This window comes from Pseudanabaena sp. BC1403, assembly GCF_002914585.1.
Lineage (GTDB): Bacteria > Cyanobacteriota > Cyanobacteriia > Pseudanabaenales > Pseudanabaenaceae > Pseudanabaena.
Window position 1 is genome coordinate 1 of the sequence record NZ_PDDM01000046.1, and the last position, 22,936, is coordinate 22,936.

A 22,936-nucleotide genomic window follows, 5' to 3' on the forward strand; every position below is an offset into this window, starting at 1 on the left:
AATGTCCCTCAGGTGCTTGCCCATCGTTGTGCTTATCTCAATGGTTTATTGGCTTTCTAGACTATCCCAAAAAAGTGACATGCTCCCGATCACCAATTCTTTTTAGATTAGAGAGATTAATGGCTTAGTGGCATTGATGTAAAGGAATTTATAGTCTGTTTGCTCTTTGACAACTGTGAATCCTATTTTGAGATGGGCGATGAATCATGTCGATTTTGGCTGAGAGGAGGACTTGCTCGACAGCGAGGGGGCTGGTTTTGATGGCGGCGATGAGTTGGGGGCGTAGGTGTTCGCCTAAGATTGCGGGAAAGCTTTCGGCGATCGCAATCTTGTAATTGGGACGATAGCGGATGCCATAGAGCATCAGTTTTTCGTGCATGGCAAGGGCGTTTGGGATATTGCTGATAGTTTTCAATTCGTCAAATTTTTCGCCTCTGGTCATTTCTAGCAGTGCTTTGGCTTCGTAGAGGTTGTTGATGACGGGTGTGGCGCTCAGACCTAAGACGCAGAGTTCAGGATTTTGGCGGGATGCTTCGGAGAGTAGGGCGTTAAGGGTTCTGCGGCGTTTGCTTTCTTTGTTGGGATTGGGATCGCGTTGTTTGACGTTTTGGATTTCATTGATGACGACAAAATCGATCTTAAAAAGGCGTATATATCATTATAATAGATATATTTACGGAAACCTCTCAATTAAAGCTTTTTCAATATAAAAATACATTTCTGAAACAAGATCATATGCTAATTGAATTTAATGTTGAAAACTATAGGTCTTTTAGAAATGAAGCGAACTTTAGTATGGTCGCAGCAAAAATCGTTTCAAAAGATAAGAAGTTAGATCAAGAAAATATAATTGCAGTCGATTCAAAACTAAGTCTACTAAAGAGCGCGGTTATTTATGGAGCAAATGCCAGTGGTAAAAGTAACCTCCATGCTGCTCTAAGTTTTATGCGTTGGTTTATACTTAGTTCATCTAAAGAGTCCCAAGAAGGTGAATCTATACGTTCTGAGCCGTTTAGATTAAGTACAGAAACAGAAAAACAACCATCCGTTTTTGAGGTAATTTTTATTCTCAATAAAAGAAAGTACAGATATGGATTTGAAGTTACTTCTCAAGAAGTTGTATCTGAGTGGTTGTTTGACACTCCAACTACGAAGGAACGAAAGCTTTTTGTGCGGGAGAATAAGCAAATTGATGTAAAAGCTCCATTTAGAGAAGGGACAGGACTTGAGATAAGAACTAGAGACAATGCTCTCTTCTTATCTGTTGTTTCCCAGTGGAATGGTAAAATCGCTAAAGAAATATTGCGTTGGTTTCAATCTTTATCGATAGTAGACCCAGATGATGATTTCCAAAATCGGAAATATACTGTCAAGTGTTTTGAAGATGGCTTATACAAAGATGAAATTGTTGAATTGATAAAAAAGTTAGATTTAGGTATCAATGATATTGAGATAGAAACACTAGAACCCGATTTATCTCAGTTTTCAAAAGGTATGCAAGAGAGACTTACAGAGATACAATTAGGCTATTTGAGAAGAACTTCAATAACAACATTTCATTGGAAATACGATCAAAGCGGCGACAAGAATTATGAACTTTTTGATCTTGATACCCATGAATCAGAAGGAACTAAAAGATTATTTGCATTAGCAGGACTATTAATAGACACCTTAAAAAAAGGTAGGATTTTATTTTTTGATGAATTTGATTCTAGTATTCATCCTCTAATTACTTGTGCGATCATTGACCTTTTTAACTCCAGTGAGACTAATCCAAACAATGCTCAAATAGTTTTTATTACACATGATACTAACCTTTTAAGCCATAAAATGTTTAGAAGAGATCAAATCTGGTTCGCTGAGAAGGACGAAAAAGGATCTACTCATCTTTATTCCCTAGCTGAATATAAAATACCTATTGAAGAAGACTCAAAAAAAGAAACTTTCAAGAAAGTAAGAAATGATGCTTCATTTGAAGATAATTACATTCATGGTAAATATGGTGCTATTCCATTTATCGGTAACTTGCAAAGTTTATTAGGTAATTCAAATGGCTAAACGATCGCGTACTGAGGCAAGAGTTCAGAGTTACTCAGAGAGAACAGTTGATACACGGGGTATTTTGCCTTCATTTCTGATTATTTGTGAAGGTAAAAAGACTGAGCCTAACTACTTTAAAGCTTTTCGCATTCCAGATTTATCTGTGGAACAATTGGATGTGATTGGATTAGGCGATAATACATTGAGCCTAGTAGAGAGAGCCAAAGAAAGAAAAGAGCAGAGTAATTATAATTATGTGTGGTGTGTTTTTGATCGAGACTCATTTCCATCAGGACAGTTTAATGCCTCCATAACTTCTGCTTACAACAACGACATACATGTAGCATACTCAAATGAAGCATTTGAATTATGGTACTTACTACACTTTCATTTTTATAACACTGGGATATCGCGACAAGATTATAAATCAAAGCTAACCAAGTTACTTAAACATAGATATGAGAAAAATAGTACAACAATTTATGAGGAGCTTAAAGAAAACCAGCATAGCGCTATTAAAAATGCCAATACTTTGCTCGTCCAATACGATCCCAATAGACCCGAAAAAGATAATCCTTCGACAACTGTACATCTTTTAGTTCAATGTCTAAATGCTTTAGTAGAATGTATCCAAAAAGGAAGAAAATCTGGGGATATTGAACTTCTTCGTGAATGTTTGAATAAATATCATTCGCAAGCAAGAAAAAATTGTGGGATATTTGATTAAGTAATTTTTTAAGGAGTTCAACGAGGGCGATCGCTGTTTGATGTGGGGAAAAGGCGATTTATGCAACACTAGCCATAAGCCTAACTGATGGTCTATCCGCACGAGTCGGCAAACGGAAATAACTCATCGGCAAAGTGACAACTGAAACTGTATTACCCAGCATATCGAAAAACTCAACACTATAACCAGTTTCCAATCCAATGACATCATGCCGTTCTACCACCGTTCCAATATCCCCAGCATAAACACCCTCATCAGGTAGATTAGTTAATAGAATTACATCAGAATAAAGTGGAAAATTCATTGCAGCCTCCAAATATTGCTAATCGGGAACTAAAGTAATTAAGCGAGCAAAATCTGTACCTTTATCTATTTGCCATACCGTCTTAACAAATAACTGTTTATTTATCGGAGTCAGTAAATTTGCACTAATTTCATATCTCACACCATATGCAGTTTCTTTAACTACAATAGCATCTACCCCAAAATGAAATCCACGAATGTCGGCTTCTAACTGTTGCCAATTTTCTAGTGAATATCCAAACAGAATTAATAATTTAGCCTTTGTGCCACCGCGCTTATGCTCACTATTGAGTAGATATTCAGTTAGTTTCGACGGCTCAATGACTGCGTGATCACTATTCGGAATTTTCATGTATTTTAGCGTCTATCGCTTTATTTGAGCCTAGCATAATCAATGCGTACAATCGCTGTTTGTTTGATGTTGAGGTTTAGGTGATCGGGTTTGTGGGTGGTGAGTGGTGATCGCTGTTTAATTTGAGGAAAATAGGCGATCTCGTTTGTGGTTTGTTGAGGGGCGATCGCTGTTTTGCTTGTCTTGATGATTTTGATGATCGGGGTTTATGGATGATGAAACCCAGCAGATAAAAAAGGAGTTAGTTATATTTCAGCTCCGAAATAACCGCGAATATTGAGTTTCGTGGTTAGCACAAGCTAAACTAGTCCCCCATCCACACCATTCCAATTCATTATCTAAACGTTTTAATGCTAATTGAGAACTATTAAGGATATCAGAACTGAGCTTAAAAATAACTTGCTGACCAGTCGTTTGCCCAAATGGAACTGACCTTACCGCCGCACTAACTAAATTGGATAACCAACCATGAATATATCCAACGATTGTATTACTAACGTCAATTCCTAGGCTTGCCGCTACAATTCCAAAGGCGATCGCATAATTACAACCTTTACCTTGAGCGTTATCTTTTGCGGTTGGTAAAAGATCGCTGATTGATCTACGGATAGCTAATTGATCGTTTTGACTATCTGGAAGTTGCCACCATAGCTTCATTAAGGATTGTCCCATTTGCCAACTGGCGAGACGGACTTCTTCAGTCTCTCTAGTTGCTGATAGCCAGTTATTCCAATAGTTTAACGCAGTTATATCGTTAGATATCATTGCTTGATGAGCTCGAAGTGCGATCGCTGCTTCGTTAGTAATAAATCCAAAGCGCATCTCTCTTTTTAACCAATCGCAGAGATCTGACTCAGTTTGAATAATGGCATTACTACAAAGATATTCAATGCCTTCGGAATAGCTGTAAGCACCAACTGGTAGAGCGGGGCTGGTGAGTTGTAGTAATCGCAATAATTGCCAAGAATCGGGATTAATGATCATGGTGATGATGGTAAGCCCCAGACTCAGGTTGAAAAGGTTGAGTTTCGTGAGTTACGGTAAGTCCCATTTGCAAAACCATATCTTCTAAAACTGAATCGGGAGTTAATCGCAGATAGGTCTCAGTAATTTCTAAAGAAATATGGCGATTACCTAAATGATAGGCGGCTCTCAAAAATTCTAGCGGATTCTTAGCGGTGACGGTAACTACTGGCTCAGGCTTAGCGACAACAATTGCGATCGCTTGATCTTGATCATCAGCAAGAATATCACCTTCTCTTAGAACGGTTCCTCTCTGAAGCTGTAAATTAATCTCTTCTCCTTCAACAGTTGTAAATCGATGGCGACTGCGAGTTCTATCTTCAGCAATAAGCGCAAGAGTTAAGAGAGAGTTCTGATCGACTAATTTTTTTGCTTCTGCCGATAAGCCTGATGACGATAAACGTTTTGTAACAATGTGCATTAGCTAAAATTACAGTAAAGTAGAGACGACGCTTTGCGTCATCTCTACTTTACCTCATATACAAGCAGGATAAATCCCAATGTCACCATTTCGCGTCGGAGTTGCTGGCCCCGTTGGTTCTGGAAAAACTGCCCTCGTTGATTCTCTCTGCAAATCTATGCGATCGCATTTCCAAATTGCGGTTGTCACCAATGATATTTATACCCAAGAGGATGCTCAGTTTTTAGTACGCAGTGAAGCTCTTTCACGCGATCGCATTGTGGGGGTGGAGACAGGTGGATGTCCCCATACTGCGATTCGGGAAGATGCCTCAATGAATTTGGCTGCGATCGAGCAGCTAGAACTTCGCTTCACCGATTTAGATTTATTATTTGTAGAGAGTGGCGGAGATAATCTTGCTTCTACCTTTAGCCCAGAATTGGTTGATTTAACGCTATACGTAATTGATGTTGCCGCAGGTGACAAAATTCCTCGCAAAGGGGGGCCAGGAATTACTAAATCTGATTTATTGGTAATTAATAAAATCGATCTTGCCCCCTATGTTGGCGCAGATCTAGATGTAATGGATCGTGATGCTCGGAAAATGCGTGGAGATAAACCTTTTGTATTTAGTAATCTCAAAACTCAGATCGGCTTAGTAACAATCACAGAATTTATTATTGGACGAATGTAAGTATTGAGATTTATTGGACAAACCAAAAGACGGGATGTGAAGCTTAGCTTCACATCCCGTCTTTTGGTTTACTCTAACCAAATTTGATCGCCACAACGAATTACTCCTTCCTGTAGTACTGAAGTGCGAATACCTGCGATTGTCTTATTGTGTTTAGTTGTAGTCCGCAAAATATTTAAATCAGTAGGAAGATCTAACTGAGCAATAGTTGTTACCACACATCGAGGGCATGAAGTATCAATACTTAGACAGACTTGATCGCCGATGAACATCTTGCTGCCTACCCAAGCATCTTCAATAAATGCGGCTTCTGAATCTTTGGGCTCAATCAAGATATTTGGGCGAAACCGACAAGGCTCAAAAGCTCCTTCAGGATAGATGTTCTTTAGTTGAGTTAATGTTGCGGTTGTAATAGCGTGAATAGGGCAGGAATCGAAAAAAGTCCCTGATGGCATGAACAATTGAGTAATGATTTCTCGATTGAGTGCTCCTTCAATATCTGGCCAGTACTGATCTAAACTCGGCGCTTCAGGAACTGAAGAAATTAACTGGACATCTCTTCCCACTGCTTGAGAAAGCGTAGCATTTATATCAATATTGTCACTAGTAGCTGTACTTCCGTCGGGTAAGGCAAATTTAACGGGAGGTATTGACGTTTGTGGTTTAGGAGATGATACAAACCCAGCTTGAAATCCTAGCAATTTCGCCCATTTTTTGGGATTCTTGGCACTGGCAATTCTCTCAGTTTCGCGATCCCACAAGGCATAAGCGCGATCGCCTAAAAGTCCTTTGGATACAACATCCACATGATCAAGTTTCTCTCCTAGCATCGACTTGACTGGATAACGCCAGAGAGAGTCAACTACACCAACTAAAATTCGAGTCATCGCTTTTCCGATTAATAATCGACCTGTATCAAATTGCTAATAAAAAAGCCGATAACTGATTATAAGTGTTGCTTACTGACACTTTTAACCGATTATTGGCTTCTCACTCAGCGAAAACGCTATAACCTTAAATTGCAAGGTACTTATGCACTAAATCATCGCTTAAATCAGATGTTGCACCATTTGCTACAACTGCACCTTTCTCCATGATGAAGAACTTTTGAGCTAACTGACGGGCAAAATCCACCTTTTGCTCAACAACAATTAAGGTAATTCCCTTCTCACGATTAATACGTTTGAGAGTGTCCTCAATTTCCTGCACAATTGAAGGTTGAATTCCTTCTGTAGGTTCATCTAGGAGCATCATTTTGGGATTGCTCATCAATCCGCGTGCGATCGCTAATTGCTGTTGCTGTCCTCCACTCAATAATCCACCTTGACGGCTGAGATGCTGTTTCAGCATCGGGAAAAACTCAAAAATCTCATCAGGGATTTTACGATACTGCTTCTGTCCAGCCGACATACCTAGTTTGAGATTATCCAAAACCGATAAATAAGGAATGATTTCTCGACCTTGGGGGATGTAAGAAATCCCATACCTTGCACGTTTGTAAGTTGGCACCTTAGTAATTTCATCAGCATCAAAAACGATATTGCCAGAAAGAACCTTGTTCAAACCAATAACGCTACGAAGTAATGTCGTTTTTCCAACACCATTACGCCCTAACAAACAAGCAATATCACCTTGATTAATCGCCATATTCACTCCGAACAAAACAGGTGTTTGCCCATAGGAAACAGTAACATCAGTTAGTTCAAGCAGCATCGATTTGTTCGCGTCCAAGATACACCTCAATTACTTTAGGATTTGATTGAACTTCATTGACCGAGCCTTCAGTCAATTTTTCACCTTGGTGGAGTACCACAATTCGTTGAGCAATTTGTTTGACAAATTCCATATCATGCTCAATTACGACAACAGAATGATTCTGAGAAATCGTCTTGATAATTTCTCCTGTCAAATGGGTCTCGTCAGGTGTCATACCGGCAGTTGGTTCATCTAATAAGACTAAGGTCGGATCTTGAGCAATTACCATCCCAATCTCTACCCACTGTTTCTGTCCATGAGACAGAGATGAGACCTTAGAATAGCCTTTTTCTAAAAGACCAACGCGATCAAGTACAGAAATTATCTTGTCTCTTTTCGCAGTTGTGAGTTTAGACTTAATCGAAGCAAAAACACCATGAGATCCTTTTAGGGCAAGCAAAATGTTGTCGAATACAGACAAATCATTATAAACATTAGGGTTTTGGAACTTACGTCCAATGCCCATCCGCGCAACTTTGTGAGGACTTTGATTAGTTATATCCTTGCCATGATAGATAACATTTCCTGAAGCTACTGGAGATTTGCCAACGATCGCATCAAGTAAAGTACTTTTGCCAGCTCCATTCGGCCCGATAATAGTAACGATCTCATTTTCGCCAACTTCTAGATCAACACCTTTTAATGCCTTAAATCCAGAAAAGACTACCTTGAGATCTTTAACAGATAAAACAGATTCTCTATCACTAGCAAAGTTGCTAGTCTCAACTTCTGATATTGTTTCCATGAGTTACACCTTTTTTGATATTAAGAAATATGTGATTTTATTGAAGTCTAGATTCCTAGGAGTTTTAATAGGCAAAGGTTAAATCCGAGGAATTAGACCAATTATTCAGTTCTTTCCAATTGATTAGACTTTTTAGAAAGAAATTTCTTCGGTAATAGGCTCATCAGTCCATCAGGTAGAAATAAGACAACTATAACCAAAATCACTCCGACAATTAACTGCCAATCTTGAGTGATCCGATCCACTGAATTTTGGATCTGTCCAAGTAAGATAGCAGCAATGATTGGACCAAAAAGTGTTCCTCTACCACCCACTGCAACCCAAATTACAATCTGAGTACCAAAAGCAACACCAAGATAAACTGGTGAAATAAATTTGTTTAGAGGAACAAACAAACCACCAGCAATTCCAGCAATTCCAGCAGAAAGTGTCCAAATAAAGATTTTAAAATTAGCAACATCATAGCCAAGGTAGGAGATACGTTGCTCATTTTCTTTAATAGAGCGGAGAATCAATCCAAAGTTAGATTGAGTTAACCACCAACTGCCAGCCATCACAGAAGCTGCAAACCCAAGGATTATAAAATATATTCCTATCGGTGGAACAGTTGCACCAAATAAGACTAGTTTTGAAACATCAGTGATGCCATTTGTTCCACCTGTATAAGCTTGTTGACTAACAAAGAAAGTAGTTAAAGCAGAAGCAATAGCTAGGGTGATAACTGTAATGTAAACACCGCTCACCTTGGAACGAAAAATAAAGGAGCCGATTAAATATGCGAATCCTGCGGGTATTACCACCATCGCAATGACAGCAATTGGGAAATGCTGCAATGGCGCAATAAACCAAGGTAATTCCTTCAAACCGTTCCAAACCATGAAGTCTGGAAGTGTTCCGCCATAATTATTGGCGGTGGCGGATAAGTTTAGCTTTAGGTAATATGCCATCGCATACCCACCTAAAGTAAAAAATACGCCATGGGCAAAGCTCAGAATACCCGTGAATCCCCAGACTAGATCTAGAGAAACACCCAAAGTACCAAACAAGAGCAACTTTGCCATTAAGTTGGTCTGGAATTCTCCAGCCACAAAAGGAAAAATTGCAAATATCACTAACAGGACTAAACTTGTAGCCAGCCATCTCTTCGGAACATAGTTAGCCTGTCTGATGCGACCTACTACTTCTGCCATAATAAAACCTCCACTAAATCCGCTCTTATTGACAAAAAAATAGATGTAAACAGTTTAACTTCGCTTCTGAACTGTAAACAAACCTTCTGGACGGTAGCGAATCAAAACGATTACGGCTGCTAATACAATTACACGCGCGGTTGGATCGTTTATCAGGTAAGCGATCGCAGCATTTGATTCGCCAATCAAAACTGCACCTGCCAAAACGCCAACTAGCTTATCAACTCCACCTGTAACAACCGTCATCCAAGCATCTACTAGGTAATCTTGTCCCATCGGCGGCGCGACACTTTTTAGTGATGAAATAACTGTACCTGCAACTCCTGCTAAACCGCATCCATAGGCAAAAGTAAGCATATCTACAAGGCTAGTATTAACACCCAAGCACTTTGCCATGTTGCGGTTTTGGGTGACTGCACGCACTTCTCTTCCGAGCTTTGTTCCGTAGAGTAGAAAAGCTGTTATTCCTAGAAGTAATAGTGCCATGAAGATAATAAACAAGCGGTAGTAAGATATCTCGATCGCTTGTCCTCCAATTTGAAACGGAGTCCAGTTTCCTCTGATGTAGGGCGGAGCTTTCACATATTTTAATTGAGCCGTGAAAATAAGCTTAACAACGCCCTGAATCACAATACTTAGTCCCCAAGTTGCCAAGAGCGTCTCAACAGCTCGCCCATATAGTCGTCGAACGATAGTTAGTTCGACAATTGCACCTACAAAGGCAGTAAATAAAAACGAAAATGGGATTGTTAATAACAAATCCATTTTGAAATTACTTTGCAACACAAACGATGTATATGCGCCGAGCATGATGAATTCACCATGCGCTAGGTTGATTATTCGCATAACTCCGAACGTTATTGAAAGTCCTAAACCTGTCAACAAAAGAATACCGATAATACCAACACCATTTAGGAGCTGATTGGTAATTGCGATCGGGTCGAATGACTTTGCTGCCGGAGTTGCCTGTGCTAAGTGTATTAACGAAGATAATGCATTAATTGGCAAAACGTTCATGGCTTTCTTAGTTGAATCATTCAGTGTTTGGTTAATTCTGGTGAAATTAACAACTTTACTTCCGACCTATAGAAAAACAATTTATAGCTTTCTATGAGCTGTGAGAGGCTCACCCATCGGGTGCGCCTCTCACAGCTCATTTTGGATTGCTATAAGCAGTCAGCAGGAGGTTGTTAAATGCAATTAGACTAGACGGAAATCAATTTAAGTTTCCTTCAGGAACTCAACTGGAATATCTTTCTTCGTCTCAACGATGGGGTTGCTGCGATCATCTGGAGTCTTATGAACACAAATGCGACCCTTGTATAGAGCTTGGCTCCAAGGAATTGGCTTAACTGCTGCCTTGGTGGCAAATACGATCTCCGCCTGACCATCAGCTTTCCATTTTCCAATTCTGGAATATAGATAGGTGTGGTAGTTGTCTGGATCGACCTTAACAGTTCCTTGGGGAGCCTTGAATATCTGACCTCTGGTCGCTTCACGCAGACTAGCTGTGTTGAGGGCTTTCTTTTCCTTGGCGACTTTTTCCATCGCTTGAGCCATGAAGAAGGTTTGCAGATAAGCTGCTTCCATAACCCCGTTGGTAACACGATCCTTGCCAAATTTCGCTTTGAACTGTTCCACAAAAGCTTTGTTCTCTGGAGTGTCAACAGACTGGAAGTAGTTAAAGCTAGAATAGTGACCTTCGGCAAACTCAGGCCCCATCGCTTGAATTTCTTCTTCTGTGGTAGGGAATGCCATGATCGGAATATCCTTAGAAGTGATCCCAGCATCCTTAAGTTGCTTGTAGAAAGCAGGAATACTGTCTCCAACTAGATTGCTGAGGATGAAATTGGGCTTAGCTTGCTTGATCTTGTTGATGATGGTGATGAACTCAGTTGTACCGAGCGCAGCGTATTCATCACCGACAACTTCACCGCCACCATTGACCAACTCTGCCTTGGCGATCCGATTGCTTTCTTTAGGATAGATGTAGTCAGAACCGATGAAGAATCCTTTCTTACCAAAGTTTTTGATACAGTAAGGGATCGAGTCGGTGATCTGTTGGTTGGGAGCAGCTCCAGTGTAAATGACGTTCGAGCTACATTCGTTTCCTTCGTAATAGACAGGGTAGTAGAGTAGGCTGTCTTTTTCTTCAAAAACTGGAAGAACTGATTTGCGGCTAGCTGATGTATAACAACCAAGAACGCATACAACCTTGTCTTCATCAATCAAACGCTTGGACATTTGATTGTATAAATCCCAGTTGGAGTCAGGGTTGACGACGACCTTTTCAATCATTTGTCCGTCAATACCCTTCTTGCCAGCCCAAGGTCCTGTCCCTTCATTGATTTGGTCGATCGCAAGGAAAGTTGCATCCTGTAACGACTTTTCAACGATCGCGATCGTACCCGTAGTGGAGTACATTACGCCAACCTTGATTCCTTTCTTGCCATCTGCGGCAGGAGAGGCTGCTGTAGTGGTTGTACCACCAGTTGTAGTTGGGGTGGTGGTGGTTGTAGGGGTACAAGCTGCAACAATACTGCTAGCAGCAGCTAAAGAACCGTACTGGATAAATCTGCGACGGGTTATCGCATTCAAAGCATCATTCGATCTATTGATCTTCTTCATCAGATGAAACACTCCTAAACTATTTTAAAACTCACACCAAGATATATTTAATTCTGAACATCAAGATAGATTTATTTGAGAGTAAAGACAAGATGTCAATTCCTAATAATCAATCTAGTGTCCGACCATCCAAGGACGACTTCCAGAATGATATTGAATGGTTGGTGTTTTTGGTTCCAGTTCTCGTTTAACTAGTTCTGGCTCCGCACTCACTTTTTTCATTCGTACAGTTCTAGACAATGTCATTGGTGGAGAAAAGATGCGCTTACCGCGTTTATCGCATTCTGGACAATGAGCTGGGTCGCTAGACTCAGCCATTGGTCTCCATATCTCAAAGACATCACAGTCTTCGCACTGAAACTCATAAAGAGGCATATTTGATTAAACCGGAAGAATGTTTTTATCAAAAATTGCAGTCGGAATTGCCAGAGTACAGCAGGCATTTGGAATATCCACAATACCACTAACTCTTCCTTCTACAGGGGCACAGCTTAGCAATAGATAAGCTTGTTCACCCGTATAACCAAACTTCATGAGATAGGCGATCGCATTTAAGCAAGCTTGACGGTAAGCAATGTGTACATCCATAAAGTATTGCTTCCCTGTAAACTCATCTACAGAAATGCCTTCAAACACCAAGAACTCTGAGTAGTGCGGCTCTACAGGGCCTGGCTTGAAGATTGGATTTACCATAGCATACTTATCTACGCCACCTTTGATGATGTCTACATGCAGATCAATGAATCCAGACATCTCAATTGCGCCGCAGAAAGAGATTTCTCCATCTCCTTGAGAGAAGTGAAGATCTCCCATCGAGAGCTTACCACCTTCAACATACACAGGAAAATAAATGCGAGTTCCTCTTGAGAGATTCTTAATATCGCAGTTGCCACCATGCTCACGAGGTGGGATTGTCCTTGCGGCTTCAGCTGCAACGCGCGCGTATTCCGATTGAGCTAATGTACCTAAAACTGCATTTTCTGGATTTGGCAATGCGGCTAGTACAGGCACTCCATCCATATTAATACCAGCACCATAAGTGCGGCGATCTGGCTGAGTTGCCATTAACTCAGACTCTCGCTTGTTCCATTTAGCTAGAAGCTCATGGGATGGTGCACAACCAATTAATCCTGGGTGGGTAATTCCAGCAAATTTAACACCAGGGATATGACGCGAAGTGGTGTAAATCCCCTGTAAATCCCAAATTGCTTTAGCAGGATTAGGATAGTGATCTGTTAAAAAGCCACCACCGTTCTTTTGATCAAAAATCCCTGTGAAGCCCCACTCATCACCTTGAAGAGCGCCAATATCAACAATATCGACAACAAGGATATCACCAGGTTCTGCACCATTTACCCAAATCGGTCCACTTAATACATGAACAATCGATAAATCTACATCACGAATGTCGTCAGCGCTATCGTTATTCTTAATCTGACCATCTGTCCAATCCTTACATTCGATCCGAAAAGTATCGCCTGGATTAACAGAGGCTATAGCTGGAATATCTGGATGCCAGCGATTATGACCAGGTAGTTCTTGCTCACTCATGGGCTTAGTGAGATCAACTTTAAACAGCGTCTTTGGCATAAAATCTATCTAGCAACTGTAAAAGAATATGAGAACAATGAAAAGTTGAAGATTATATAAAATCATGCACATCTACAATGTACATAAATTAAAGATTTAACTAAATTTCAACTTCATTAATCACATACTGCGTTACTTTTTCTTTGTGATCTGTCATGCCTTATACCAAATTAGATGCAATTTCTTTTACCTGAATTATTCATAAGCGAAAACAAGACCAAAAGAAAAAGCAGCTAAGATCTTGCCCCATGGCAGAGATTTATTACTAGGAATTGATCTACTTTGTGCTTCAATTCCTAATAATAAAGTAATTAATCAATTGATATCTGAGTATTCTATGAGTGTAGCTTGGGCAGGAGAATTAGAATTAGAGTTTGCAAGGAAGAATTTAACTACTCAGCTATCTCGAAGTTATACTGTTGCCCCTTGGAAAATTCAGCGATCGCTTTATCCAGAAGGTGAAGAAATTTGCCATTGCATCTTATTACATACCGCAGGTGGTTTAGTTGGCGGCGATCGCTTATCTGCAAAAATCCATCTCCAACCTCACACCCAAGCGCTACTTACAACTGCGACTGCCAGTAAAATCTACCGCAGCAATGGCGAAGAATCGCAGCAAAATATACATATTCATATTGATGAAGGGGCGAGTTTAGAATGGTTCCCTCAAGAAACGATCGCCTTTGCTGAATCACAGTATCGTCAAACAACAAGAATCGAACTTGGACAAGATGCAACTTGCACTATGTGGGAAATCGTGAGGTTTGGACGTACTGCGCGGGGCGAGAAATTTATTGATGGTAATTGGCGATCGCATACAGAGGTATGGCGTGACGGTTGTCCATTATGGATTGATCGGCAATACCTGACGGGAAATATTGAGATGTTAGGAAGTCCTAATGGATTAAATAACTATGCGATCGCTGCTAGTTTTATTTTTGTTGGTGCAACCATTGATACAGAACTAATTGCCAATATTCGTTCTATATGGGAGCAGGGAAACTATGATGGCATGTCGGGAGTAACGCGATCGCTAGCAGGTTTAGTTTGTCGCTATTGTGGTGATTCTTCTAGCGATGCGCGTAAATGGTTTCAGCAAATTTGGCAACTTTTGCGTGTATCCTATAAAAATAGAGCAATATGCATACCACGAGTTTGGTAGATATTTTGAGCTGTACTTCAATACAACTCAAAACACGAGTAAATGTATACCTAGAGTTTGGTAATTATTCATGCAGCTAACGCCTCAAGAAAAAGATAAATTGCTAATTTTTACCGCTGCCCTTCTAGCAGAGCGTCGAAAGGCTAAGGGGTTGAAGTTAAATTATCCCGAAGCGATCGCTTTCATTACCGCAGAAATCATGGAAGGAGCAAGAGAAGGTCGGACTGTCGCCGAATTAATGTCCTATGGAGCAACATTGCTCACTCGTGATGATGTGATGGAAGGCATCTCGGAAATGATCCATGATGTGCAAGTGGAAGCAACTTTTCCTGATGGAACTAAGCTTGTAACCGTACATCAACCGATTCGCTAAAATATATCTATAGATAATTTTGGAGGTTTGAGATGATCGCGATCGCTGAAACACAAGGATCACAAATTAAATCAAAGTTGACTTATGAACAATTTGTAGGGTTACGTCTTACAGATGGTCGTTATGAATTTGTTGATGGAGAGATAGTTAAGGTGGTAAATACCAGACAGCATGAAGATGTTATTGCTTTTGCTTACAAAAAATTTGATCAAGAAATTGATAAATTAAATTTAGATTTTGTAGTACGTCAAAATGTAAGTATAAGAACGACAAAATCTAACGGTGCAAAGCAAAGTAGAATTCCCGATCTTAGTGTCATTGACCGAGAATTTTGGCGATCCAATCCATCTGATTATTCTCCTTTGCAAAAGCCAATTCAATTAGCTGTAGAAGTAACTTCAAATAATTGGGACGATGATTATATTGATAAGTTTGAGGAGTATCAGCGGTTGGGTATTCCTGAATATTGGATTGTGGATTATTTGGCGATCGCTAGTCGTGAGTTTTTAGGTAATCCTAAAATCCCCACTGTATTTGTAAATTTACTTGATGAAAATGGCAAATATCAGACTTCTAAATTTACAGGAGAAGACAAAATTATTTCTCGAACTTTTCCTGAATTAGACTTAACTGCTGCTGAGATTCTAAATATTTAAAAAAGGAGACAAAATTATGATTGTTGGTGAAATAATTGCTCTAGAAGGTGATATTGAATTAAATGCTGGGCGCGAGGTGATTACTCTCAAAGTTGGTAATTCAGGCGATCGCCCGATCCAAGTAGGTTCGCATTATCACTTTTATGAGACTAATCGCGCTTTGATATTTGATCGCGATCGCGCTAAGGGCACACACCTTGATATTCCTGCGGGTACTTCTATCCGTTTTGAGCCAGGCGATGAGAAAGATGTAAACCTTGTGCCTTATGTGGGTACTCGCGAGATTTATGGATTTAATGCCTTAGTTGAAGGCAAATTGGAGAATTAAAAATTATGAGTTATAGAATGTCTCGCCGCGCCTATGCGGAAACCTATGGACCTACAGTTGGTGACAAGGTTCGTTTAGCTGATACAGAATTATTTATCGAAGTAGAACGCGACTATACTACCTATGGTGATGAAGTCAAATTTGGTGGTGGCAAGGTGATTCGCGATGGCATGGGACAATCACCAATTACCAATGCCAATGGAGCCGTAGATGTCGCGATTACTAATGCCCTAATTCTTGATTGGTGGGGAGTTGTTAAAGCTGATGTTGGGATTAAAGATGGCAAGATTGTGGCGATCGGTAAGGCGGGAAATCCTTATATTCAGGACAATGTAAATATTATCATCGGCGCTGGAACAGAAATCATTGCAGGAGAAGGTCGCATTCTCACCGCAGGAGGCATTGATAGCCATATCCATTTTATCTGTCCGCAGCAAATCGAAGTAGCGATCGCATCTGGCATCACGACCATGATCGGTGGTGGTACGGGGCCAGCCGTTGGTTCTAATGCTACGACTTGTACTCCAGGCCCTTGGAATATTTATCGGATGTTGCAATCTGCTGATGCCTTTCCGATGAATATAGGATTTTCGGGCAAGGGAAATAGCAGTAAACCTGAGGGCTTAATCGAACAGGTGGAAGCTGGGGTAATCGGTTTGAAACTCCATGAAGATTGGGGAACTACGCCTGCGACTATTGATACTTGCTTAAGTGTTGCTGATGAATATGATGTGCAAGTTGCGATTCATACCGACACACTTAATGAAGCAGGATTTGTGGAAGATACGATCGCAGCATTCAAGAATCGTGTAATTCATACCTATCACACAGAAGGTGCTGGCGGCGGTCATGCTCCTGACATCATCAAAATCTGCGGTGAAGCGAATGTCCTTCCCTCTTCGACTAATCCAACTCGTCCTTACACCTTAAACACCTTAGATGAACATCTAGACATGTTGATGGTTTGTCACCACCTCGATCCTAGTATTGCTGAAGATGTCGCCTTTGCTGAGTCACGCATTCGGCGCGAGACGATCGCCGCCGAAGATATTCTCCATGATCTCGGTGCGTTTAGTATGATTTCCTCTGATTCTCAAGCAATGGGTCGAGTCGGTGAAGTGATCATCAGAACTTGGCAAACTGCGCATAAGATGAAAGTCCAAAGAGGTGTTCTTTCTGGGACTGGAGGATCAGTATGCGCCGACAATTTTCGAGCTCAAAGATATATCGCCAAATATACGATTAATCCTGCTATTACTCATGGTATTTCCGAATATGTCGGCTCCATTGAAGTTGGCAAAATTGCCGATCTAGTTCTTTGGCATCCTGCCTTTTTTGGTGTGAAGCCAGAAATGGTAATTAAGGGCGGTTTTATCGCATGGGCGCAGATGGGTGATGCGAATGCCAGTATTCCTACACCGCAGCCTGTGTATATGCGTCCAATGTTTGGTAGTTATGGTGGTGCGATCGCAAAGACATCTTTCACTTTCCTGTCACAAATTGCGATCGAGCGTGGCATTCCTAGCCAGTTGGCATTGAAGAAACAGGCGCTTGCAGTTAAAGGGACAAGAAATATCAGTAAGCTCGATATGAAACTGAATGATGCTTTGCCGCATATGGAAGTTGATTCAGAAACCTATGAAGTAAGAGCTGATGGTGAATTGTTAACCTGCGAGCCTGCATCAGTGTTGCCAATGGCGCAGCGATATTTCTTGTTCTAAAATTTGGGCGATCGCCATGATCTAGCTGTCGCCAAATTTATTAGGACATAAAACCCAAGAATTGATTGGCGGCGCAAAGCGCCGCCAATCAATTCTTGGGTTTTGAAGTTTTTTGGGCTTTTACTGCCTGTGCGATCGCCTCTAGTACTTCATCACACCAGCCGACCCAATCTTCTTGGTAGCGAATTGCACGACGGATAATTAGATGCATATACAGATCCTTTAGCTCTAGAGATTCCAAATTTTTTGCAAAATGCTCGTCCATTTTTTTGACATGCAGTGCCATGTTTGCATGGAGTTGTCGCCGCCTTTCGATTTCGCGCATGGTCACTTGATGGGGAACTAAATGGGCGGCTAATCCCATTACGCCTAAATCTTCGCGCATTGCAGTTGGCTCAGTGGGTTGAACTAGCCAATCGGTGAGTTCTTGCAGTCCGCGATCGGTAATGGAATAGATTTTTTTATCCAGCCTGCCTGCCTGTGGAATCGCCTCATAGGTAACGCTGCCCTGCTTTTCTAGCTTGGCAAGTTCCGCATAAATTTGCTGCTGACTTGCTTTCCAGAAACAACTCCCAAAACCTTCAGCAAATTCTTTGGCGACTTCATAGCCACTGAGGGATTGCCGAGATAGGAAAGCAAGGATGGTTTGTTTGAGCGCCATTTTCGATCGCAAACTACTTGACGAATTTTATGGTTTAAGTATACATTGTTTTTTGTATTCAAAAACTTGAATACAAAAAACGGAGTTAAAAATGCAGAGTATTAATTCTCGTAAGCAATATCGCGCTAGCAACTTGACTAAGCGATACGGATCTTGGGCGATCGTGACGGGTGCTTCTTCAGGAATCGGGCGCGAGATAGCGCTGAGACTTGCGGAAGCAGGGCTAAATCTGGTTCTAGTTGCGCGGAGTAAACAGGTGTTGGAGCAAATGGCGGTTGATTGGCGCGATCGCTATGCAATCGAGGTAAAGATTCTGGCGGTTGATTTGTCGATGGATGCGGGAAACAGAATCATTTTGGAAGAAACGCAAAATCTAGACATTGGGTTGCTTGTTGCTGCGGCTGGGTTTGGGACTTCGGGTACATTTCTAGATTCTCCAATAGAAACTGAAATAGAAATGCTGAATGTTAATTGCCGATCGCTATTAGAACTAACTTGGCATTTTGGGCAAAGGTTCGCTAAGCGTGGTAATGGCGGCATCGTGCTGATGAGTTCAATTGTCGGCTTTCAAGGAGCACCCTTTGCGGCTCACTATGCCGCGACCAAAGCTTATGTCCAAACCTTAGCCGAAGCCCTATATGTGGAACTTGCACCGATGGGAATTGATGTGATTGCCTCTGCTCCTGGCCCTACTAATAGCGGTTTTGCGTCCCGTGCGGGGATGAAATTGGGAATGGCGTTAAATCCTGTTGATGTGGCTCAGGCAACCCTAAATGCTTTAGGCAAAAAGCCCACCATCCTTCCAGGATTCATCTCAAAACTGCTGACCTATTCCCTTGCATTTTTGCCACGTTGGGCGAGGGTGCAAATTATGGGAGGAGTAATGCGCGATATGACCAAACACCTGAGAGGTTAAACTCCATGAGCATTAGATTTCCAGTTCAATATTTACCACTAACGGCGATCGCGATCGCTTCTTTCAGCATTGGTGGTATCGCCTATGTGAACCTCTCCCAAAAATCTATTCAACCTGTTATTTCCGAAACCACTCCTAAATTAGAAACAGTTTCAGCATTGGGAAGATTGGAACCTGATGGCGAAGTAATTAAGGTGTTTGCACCCATATCGGGCGAAAGTGCGCGAATTGAACGGCTCAACGTGCAGCACGGGCAACAACTTCGCAAAGGAGAGATTATCGCCTATCTCGATAACTATGCTCCGCGTGCAGCGGCTTTGCGGGAAGCACAGGAAAGAGTTGTTGTTGCCGAAGCGCAATTAAGGCAAGTAGAAGCAGGGGCAAAGTCGGGGCAAATTGTGGCGCAGCAAAGAGTCGTCGATCGCATTCAAGTAGAGTTACAAACGGAAACTGCTGCACAAGAGGCGGCGATCGCAAGGTTAGAAGCCGAACTTCGCAATGCGGAACTAGAGGATCGGCGGTATCAATATCTTAAAACGGAAGGTGCTGTTTCTGCTTCCCTGCGCGATAGCAAACAATTAACTAGCGATACAGTACGCCAACAACTAAATGAAGCAAAGGCGCAGTTATCACGCATCGTGCGATCACGTCAGTCCCAAATCGCCGAGTCCCGCGCCACCCTCGACCAGATCGCCGAAGTTCGTCCCGTGGATGTGGAATTAGCGCGATCGCAGGTTGCTCAAGCAGAAGCAGGTGTGGCAAGAGCGAAAGCAGATTTGGATTTAGCAGTAGTGCGATCGCCCCAAGATGGACAGGTTCTCAAAATCCATACCCGTGCTGGGGAATTAGTTGGAAACAACGGAATTATTAGTTTGGGACAAACTCAACGCATGGTTGCGGTTGCTGAGGTTTACGAACTAGATATCAACCGAGTCAAGATCGGTCAATCCGCCACTGTAGTCAGCAAAAATAATGCCTTCTCCGAAACATTGCGCGGCAAAGTGAAGGAAGTTGGCTTGCAGATTAGTAAAAAAGATGTCCTAAATACCGATCCTGCGGCTCAGTTTGATGCGCGAGTTGTGGAAGTAAAAATATTGCTAGATGAGCCTTCTAGCCGTTTAGTTTCAGGCTTAACCAATCTCAGCATTCAAGCAGCGATCGATGTTCGGGAATGAAGATCCCCCCAGCCCCCCTTAAAAAGGCTGCTGTGTACACACAAGTCTCTCTGTCTACGTTTCAGGATGTAGATCCCCCCCCAGCCCCCCTTAAAAAGGCTACCGTGTACACACAAGTCAACTGTCTACGTTTCGATTTATCTCAGCCCCCTAAATCCCCCAATTCTGGGGGACTTTGAAAGAATTTTATTTTCTTGTTCCCCCAGAATTGGGGGTTAGGGGGCGATTAATTGTTGACTTGAATAGGTTTTATGACTTGTGTGTACACCGTAGCTTAAAAAGGGGGGAGAATTATCTTCTTCCCCCTTTTTAAGGGGGATTGAGGGGGATCATTAGCATCTTTAACCCTTGAAAATGATTTCAAATCCTAGAGAGTTATGACCAAAATCATAGATAAATCCATAAATTTCACAGAAAAATCCAAAAAGAAGAAACCGCTTTTTCTTTCTTGGTTGCAATTGCGGAAAGAGCGAGTGCGTTTGCTCGTAGCGATCGCGGGAATTAGTTTTGCTGATGTGCTGATGTTTCTACAAATGGGATTTCGGGGTGCATTATTTAGCAGTGCCGTAGAACTCCATCACAGCATCAATGGCGAAATCGTCATTTTGAGCAGTCGCTACCGATCGCTAATTTCCCTCGATCGCTTTACCGATCGCCGCCTTTACCAAGCCGCAGGCTTATCGGGAGTGCAATCAGTAAGTCCGATTTATCTCAACTTCATTCAATGGCGGAATCCCTATAACAAACAGATATGGGATATTTACGCCATTGGCATTAATCCCGAACATCAAGTTTTAAATATTAAAGGAGTTGCCGAGAATCGCCAAAAACTGCGCGAACCCGACACAGTTCTTTTTAATTCTGGAGCGCGGAATGAATTTGGGGCGATCGCTAAAAACTTTAAAGCAGGCGAATCCATCGTTACGGAAATTGACGAACGCCAGTTTCAAGTACGCGGACTATTTCAACTCAGCCCCACCTTTGGTATTAATGCCCATCTCGTCACTAGCGATATTAACTTTTTACGCATGGTGCGATCGCGCCAAGGCGGACTAATCGATATTGGCGTAGTCAAGCTCAAGCCCGATGCCGATGTTAATAAAGTCTTATCAGAATTGCGATCGCTTCTTCCCAATGATGTCAAAGTCATGACGAGACAAGATTTTGCCAAAGCCGAAGTAGCCTTTTGGAACGCGAGTACACCCGTAGGCTATACCTTCGATCTCGGTGTCGTAATCGCATTTATCGTCGGAGCCGTGATCGTCTATCAAATTCTCTATAGCGATGTCACCGACCATTTACCCGAATACGCCACCCTCAAAGCGATGGGATTTCGCGATCGCTATTTACTAATTGTCGTCTTCCAAGAATCTCTCATCCTCGCTGTCCTAGGCTTCATTCCCGCCACAGCGATGGCATGGGGCATTTACGAAATCACCCATATCGCCACTCTCTTACCAATGGCAATGGATGCAGGACGCATTACGTTTGTATTCATTCTCACAGCCATCATGTGTTCCGCTTCCGCCGCAGTTGCTGTAAGAAAAATTCAAACTGCCGATCCTGCGGATATTTTTTGATTGGTAATTGGTAATTGGTGATTGGTAATTGGTGATTGGTGGCTGATATTTCGTAATTCGTAATTGATAATTCGTAATTGATAATTCGTAATTCCAAAACAATGTCTTCCCAATTTGCTATTTCCGTAACGCAACTAAATCACTACTACGGTCTAGATGCTCTCCGTAAGCAGGTTTTGTATGATATTAATCTGCAAATCGATCGCGGTGAGATTGTGATTATGACGGGGCCATCGGGTTCGGGTAAAACGACTTTGCTGACGCTCATGGGTGGGTTGCGATCGCCTCAAGAGGGTAGTCTTAAAATTTTAGGTCAAGAATTACTTGATTCTATTCCCGACCAAATGACATTGATTCGTCGCAACATTGGCTATATTTTCCAAGCTCATAATCTATTGAACTTCCTCACGGTTTATCAAAATGTGGAAATGGCTCTGGAACTGCATGATGTGACTGCGGAAGAGGCAGATCGACGGATTCGAGATGTCTTAAATGCGGTGGGTTTGTCTCACCGACTGGATTACTATCCTAGCGATCTGTCGGGCGGACAAAAGCAGCGAGTTGCGATCGCCCGTGCGTTGGTAGGACAACCCAAGATCATTCTTGCCGATGAACCTACGGCGGCGCTAGATAAAAAATCGGGGCGTGATGTGGTGGAGATTATGGAGAAATTAGCCAAACAGCAAGGCTGCACGATTCTCCTTGTGACCCATGACAACCGCATTCTCGATCTTGCTGATCGCATTATTTACATGGAAGATGGATGCTTAATGAATCATGCTGGTATTGCCACCTAATATAGCAAAGAAAGGGATAGTTAGGACAATTGACAGAAGGCTTGCTGTACGGCATCCCATAAACTTTCACATTTTCCTATAATCTTACTGACATGATGTTTTAACCTTGCCCAAAAGTTC

Annotated in this window: 26 protein-coding genes; 12 read left to right on the top strand and 14 right to left on the bottom strand. The window is 41.8% G+C overall.

The genetic code is table 11. The features are described from left to right. Nucleotides 1-148: 148 nt before the first annotated feature. Nucleotides 149-442: a hypothetical protein gene (locus CQ839_RS23605; protein ID WP_103670750.1), complete on the bottom strand. Its 294-nt coding sequence runs from the start codon at nt 440-442 to the stop codon at nt 149-151. 293 nt (nt 443-735) lie between these two features. On the opposite strand from CQ839_RS23605, the gene CQ839_RS23610 reads away from it, so the two are divergent. Beyond that, the gene (locus tag CQ839_RS23610; protein WP_103670751.1) at nt 736-2,058 is read left to right on the top strand and encodes an ATP/GTP-binding protein; all 1,323 of its coding nucleotides are present in this window, start codon (nt 736-738) and stop codon (nt 2,056-2,058) included. Beyond that, nucleotides 2,051-2,767, top strand: a complete 717-nt coding sequence (locus CQ839_RS23615; protein ID WP_103670752.1) for an RloB family protein — start codon at nt 2,051-2,053, stop codon at nt 2,765-2,767. Before CQ839_RS23610 ends, CQ839_RS23615 begins: the two co-directional genes overlap by 8 nt. 58 nt (nt 2,768-2,825) lie before the next feature. On the opposite strand, the gene CQ839_RS23620 is transcribed toward CQ839_RS23615, so the two are convergent. The 4 genes from CQ839_RS23620 to ureE all read right to left on the bottom strand — a co-directional run bounded on the left by CQ839_RS23620 (nt 2,826) and on the right by ureE (nt 4,866). After that, complete coding sequence (locus CQ839_RS23620) at nt 2,826-3,071, bottom strand: DUF4926 domain-containing protein (protein ID WP_103670753.1); 246 nt, start codon at nt 3,069-3,071, stop codon at nt 2,826-2,828. Nucleotides 3,072-3,089: 18 nt separating this feature from the next. Then, entirely contained in the window at nt 3,090-3,422 is a 333-nt protein-coding gene (locus CQ839_RS23625; RefSeq protein WP_103670754.1) for a DUF6883 domain-containing protein, read from the bottom strand. A 252-nt stretch (nt 3,423-3,674) separates the two neighbouring features. Next, a complete protein-coding gene (locus CQ839_RS23630) occupies nt 3,675-4,406 on the bottom strand; it encodes an urease accessory protein UreF (protein WP_103670755.1) in 732 nt (243 codons plus the stop codon). After that, nucleotides 4,396-4,866 (bottom strand): urease accessory protein UreE, encoded by a 471-nt coding sequence (ureE, locus tag CQ839_RS23635; protein WP_103670756.1) that lies wholly within the window; start codon nt 4,864-4,866, stop codon nt 4,396-4,398. The genes CQ839_RS23630 and ureE overlap by 11 nt, the downstream gene beginning before the upstream one ends. A 79-nt stretch (nt 4,867-4,945) precedes the next feature. Here ureE and ureG point away from each other — a divergent pair, with 79 nt between their 5' ends. Next, the gene (ureG, locus tag CQ839_RS23640) at nt 4,946-5,539 is read left to right on the top strand and encodes an urease accessory protein UreG (protein ID WP_103670757.1); all 594 of its coding nucleotides are present in this window, start codon (nt 4,946-4,948) and stop codon (nt 5,537-5,539) included. A 68-nt stretch (nt 5,540-5,607) separates the two neighbouring features. Here ureG and CQ839_RS23645 read toward each other — a convergent pair whose 3' ends face one another. The 8 genes from CQ839_RS23645 to fmdA form a co-directional block, all read right to left on the bottom strand. Then, a complete protein-coding gene (locus CQ839_RS23645) occupies nt 5,608-6,426 on the bottom strand; it encodes an MOSC domain-containing protein (protein WP_103670758.1) in 819 nt (272 codons plus the stop codon). A gap of 127 nt (nt 6,427-6,553) precedes the next feature. Then, nucleotides 6,554-7,252, bottom strand: coding sequence for an urea ABC transporter ATP-binding subunit UrtE (gene urtE / locus CQ839_RS23650; protein ID WP_103670759.1), 699 nt, complete (start codon nt 7,250-7,252; stop codon nt 6,554-6,556). Beyond that, nucleotides 7,242-8,039, bottom strand: coding sequence for an urea ABC transporter ATP-binding protein UrtD (urtD, locus tag CQ839_RS23655; protein ID WP_103670760.1), 798 nt, complete (start codon nt 8,037-8,039; stop codon nt 7,242-7,244). The genes urtE and urtD overlap by 11 nt, the downstream gene beginning before the upstream one ends. Nucleotides 8,040-8,140: 101 nt before the next feature. Then, on the bottom strand, nt 8,141-9,229 hold the full coding sequence (gene urtC, locus CQ839_RS23660; RefSeq protein WP_103670761.1) for an urea ABC transporter permease subunit UrtC: 1,089 nt from the start codon (nt 9,227-9,229) through the stop codon (nt 8,141-8,143). A gap of 54 nt (nt 9,230-9,283) precedes the next feature. Further along, the gene (urtB, locus tag CQ839_RS23665; protein WP_103670762.1) at nt 9,284-10,246 is read right to left on the bottom strand and encodes an urea ABC transporter permease subunit UrtB; all 963 of its coding nucleotides are present in this window, start codon (nt 10,244-10,246) and stop codon (nt 9,284-9,286) included. Between the two features lie 204 nt (nt 10,247-10,450). After that, on the bottom strand, nt 10,451-11,857 hold the full coding sequence (locus CQ839_RS23670; protein ID WP_103670763.1) for an ABC transporter substrate-binding protein: 1,407 nt from the start codon (nt 11,855-11,857) through the stop codon (nt 10,451-10,453). Between the two features lie 114 nt (nt 11,858-11,971). Next, nucleotides 11,972-12,232, bottom strand: coding sequence for an FmdB family zinc ribbon protein (locus CQ839_RS23675; RefSeq protein ID WP_103670764.1), 261 nt, complete (start codon nt 12,230-12,232; stop codon nt 11,972-11,974). 6 nt (nt 12,233-12,238) lie between these two features. After that, nucleotides 12,239-13,447, bottom strand: a complete 1,209-nt coding sequence (gene fmdA, locus CQ839_RS23680; RefSeq protein ID WP_103670765.1) for a formamidase — start codon at nt 13,445-13,447, stop codon at nt 12,239-12,241. Between the two features lie 337 nt (nt 13,448-13,784). Here fmdA and CQ839_RS23685 point away from each other — a divergent pair, with 337 nt between their 5' ends. The 5 genes from CQ839_RS23685 (at nt 13,785) to ureC (ending at nt 17,687) form a co-directional block, all read left to right on the top strand. Beyond that, nucleotides 13,785-14,609, top strand: coding sequence for an urease accessory protein UreD (locus CQ839_RS23685; protein WP_103670775.1), 825 nt, complete (start codon nt 13,785-13,787; stop codon nt 14,607-14,609). A gap of 70 nt (nt 14,610-14,679) precedes the next feature. Beyond that, a complete protein-coding gene (ureA, locus tag CQ839_RS23690; RefSeq protein WP_103670766.1) occupies nt 14,680-14,982 on the top strand; it encodes an urease subunit gamma in 303 nt (100 codons plus the stop codon). Between the two features lie 32 nt (nt 14,983-15,014). Then, nucleotides 15,015-15,638: a Uma2 family endonuclease gene (locus tag CQ839_RS23695; RefSeq protein ID WP_181016324.1), complete on the top strand. Its 624-nt coding sequence runs from the start codon at nt 15,015-15,017 to the stop codon at nt 15,636-15,638. A gap of 16 nt (nt 15,639-15,654) precedes the next feature. Next, on the top strand, nt 15,655-15,966 hold the full coding sequence (locus CQ839_RS23700) for an urease subunit beta (protein ID WP_103670767.1): 312 nt from the start codon (nt 15,655-15,657) through the stop codon (nt 15,964-15,966). A 5-nt stretch (nt 15,967-15,971) separates the two neighbouring features. Then, nucleotides 15,972-17,687 carry an urease subunit alpha gene (ureC, locus tag CQ839_RS23705; protein ID WP_181016325.1) on the top strand — a complete coding sequence of 572 codons (1,716 nt, stop codon included), beginning with the start codon at nt 15,972-15,974 and terminating at the stop codon, nt 17,685-17,687. 88 nt (nt 17,688-17,775) lie between these two features. Here the strand turns inward: ureC and CQ839_RS23710 are convergent, their stop codons facing one another. Next, nucleotides 17,776-18,348, bottom strand: a complete 573-nt coding sequence (locus CQ839_RS23710) for a PadR family transcriptional regulator (RefSeq protein ID WP_103670769.1) — start codon at nt 18,346-18,348, stop codon at nt 17,776-17,778. Between the two features lie 91 nt (nt 18,349-18,439). Between CQ839_RS23710 and CQ839_RS23715 the strand changes: the two genes are divergently transcribed. The 4 genes from CQ839_RS23715 to CQ839_RS23735 all read left to right on the top strand — a co-directional run bounded on the left by CQ839_RS23715 (nt 18,440) and on the right by CQ839_RS23735 (nt 22,816). Continuing rightward, nucleotides 18,440-19,264: an SDR family oxidoreductase gene (locus CQ839_RS23715; RefSeq protein WP_103670770.1), complete on the top strand. Its 825-nt coding sequence runs from the start codon at nt 18,440-18,442 to the stop codon at nt 19,262-19,264. A gap of 5 nt (nt 19,265-19,269) precedes the next feature. Continuing rightward, nucleotides 19,270-20,439, top strand: a complete 1,170-nt coding sequence (locus tag CQ839_RS23720; protein WP_103670771.1) for an ABC exporter membrane fusion protein — start codon at nt 19,270-19,272, stop codon at nt 20,437-20,439. A gap of 377 nt (nt 20,440-20,816) precedes the next feature. Beyond that, a complete protein-coding gene (devC, locus tag CQ839_RS23730) occupies nt 20,817-22,019 on the top strand; it encodes an ABC transporter permease DevC (protein ID WP_103670773.1) in 1,203 nt (400 codons plus the stop codon). Between the two features lie 101 nt (nt 22,020-22,120). Beyond that, nucleotides 22,121-22,816, top strand: a complete 696-nt coding sequence (locus tag CQ839_RS23735) for a DevA family ABC transporter ATP-binding protein (RefSeq protein WP_103670774.1) — start codon at nt 22,121-22,123, stop codon at nt 22,814-22,816. The last annotated feature ends 120 nt before the right edge of the window (nt 22,817-22,936 follow it).

What these genes read in the sequence shown, in the direction of transcription:
- CQ839_RS23605 (WP_103670750.1), bottom strand. Translation starts at nt 442, where the DNA reads ATGACCAGAGGCGAAAAATTTGACGAATTGAAAACTATCAGCAATATC.
- CQ839_RS23610 (WP_103670751.1), top strand. Translation starts at nt 736, where the DNA reads ATGCTAATTGAATTTAATGTTGAAAACTATAGGTCTTTTAGAAATGAA.
- CQ839_RS23615 (WP_103670752.1), top strand. Translation starts at nt 2,051, where the DNA reads ATGGCTAAACGATCGCGTACTGAGGCAAGAGTTCAGAGTTACTCAGAG.
- CQ839_RS23620 (WP_103670753.1), bottom strand. Translation starts at nt 3,071, where the DNA reads ATGAATTTTCCACTTTATTCTGATGTAATTCTATTAACTAATCTACCT.
- CQ839_RS23625 (WP_103670754.1), bottom strand. Translation starts at nt 3,422, where the DNA reads ATGAAAATTCCGAATAGTGATCACGCAGTCATTGAGCCGTCGAAACTA.
- CQ839_RS23630 (WP_103670755.1), bottom strand. Translation starts at nt 4,406, where the DNA reads ATGATCATTAATCCCGATTCTTGGCAATTATTGCGATTACTACAACTC.
- ureE (WP_103670756.1), bottom strand. Translation starts at nt 4,866, where the DNA reads ATGCACATTGTTACAAAACGTTTATCGTCATCAGGCTTATCGGCAGAA.
- ureG (WP_103670757.1), top strand. Translation starts at nt 4,946, where the DNA reads ATGTCACCATTTCGCGTCGGAGTTGCTGGCCCCGTTGGTTCTGGAAAA.
- CQ839_RS23645 (WP_103670758.1), bottom strand. Translation starts at nt 6,426, where the DNA reads ATGACTCGAATTTTAGTTGGTGTAGTTGACTCTCTCTGGCGTTATCCA.
- urtE (WP_103670759.1), bottom strand. Translation starts at nt 7,252, where the DNA reads ATGCTGCTTGAACTAACTGATGTTACTGTTTCCTATGGGCAAACACCT.
- urtD (WP_103670760.1), bottom strand. Translation starts at nt 8,039, where the DNA reads ATGGAAACAATATCAGAAGTTGAGACTAGCAACTTTGCTAGTGATAGA.
- urtC (WP_103670761.1), bottom strand. Translation starts at nt 9,229, where the DNA reads ATGGCAGAAGTAGTAGGTCGCATCAGACAGGCTAACTATGTTCCGAAG.
- urtB (WP_103670762.1), bottom strand. Translation starts at nt 10,246, where the DNA reads ATGAACGTTTTGCCAATTAATGCATTATCTTCGTTAATACACTTAGCA.
- CQ839_RS23670 (WP_103670763.1), bottom strand. Translation starts at nt 11,857, where the DNA reads ATGAAGAAGATCAATAGATCGAATGATGCTTTGAATGCGATAACCCGT.
- CQ839_RS23675 (WP_103670764.1), bottom strand. Translation starts at nt 12,232, where the DNA reads ATGCCTCTTTATGAGTTTCAGTGCGAAGACTGTGATGTCTTTGAGATA.
- fmdA (WP_103670765.1), bottom strand. Translation starts at nt 13,447, where the DNA reads ATGCCAAAGACGCTGTTTAAAGTTGATCTCACTAAGCCCATGAGTGAG.
- CQ839_RS23685 (WP_103670775.1), top strand. Translation starts at nt 13,785, where the DNA reads ATGAGTGTAGCTTGGGCAGGAGAATTAGAATTAGAGTTTGCAAGGAAG.
- ureA (WP_103670766.1), top strand. Translation starts at nt 14,680, where the DNA reads ATGCAGCTAACGCCTCAAGAAAAAGATAAATTGCTAATTTTTACCGCT.
- CQ839_RS23695 (WP_181016324.1), top strand. Translation starts at nt 15,015, where the DNA reads ATGATCGCGATCGCTGAAACACAAGGATCACAAATTAAATCAAAGTTG.
- CQ839_RS23700 (WP_103670767.1), top strand. Translation starts at nt 15,655, where the DNA reads ATGATTGTTGGTGAAATAATTGCTCTAGAAGGTGATATTGAATTAAAT.
- ureC (WP_181016325.1), top strand. Translation starts at nt 15,972, where the DNA reads ATGAGTTATAGAATGTCTCGCCGCGCCTATGCGGAAACCTATGGACCT.
- CQ839_RS23710 (WP_103670769.1), bottom strand. Translation starts at nt 18,348, where the DNA reads ATGGCGCTCAAACAAACCATCCTTGCTTTCCTATCTCGGCAATCCCTC.
- CQ839_RS23715 (WP_103670770.1), top strand. Translation starts at nt 18,440, where the DNA reads ATGCAGAGTATTAATTCTCGTAAGCAATATCGCGCTAGCAACTTGACT.
- CQ839_RS23720 (WP_103670771.1), top strand. Translation starts at nt 19,270, where the DNA reads ATGAGCATTAGATTTCCAGTTCAATATTTACCACTAACGGCGATCGCG.
- devC (WP_103670773.1), top strand. Translation starts at nt 20,817, where the DNA reads ATGACCAAAATCATAGATAAATCCATAAATTTCACAGAAAAATCCAAA.
- CQ839_RS23735 (WP_103670774.1), top strand. Translation starts at nt 22,121, where the DNA reads ATGTCTTCCCAATTTGCTATTTCCGTAACGCAACTAAATCACTACTAC.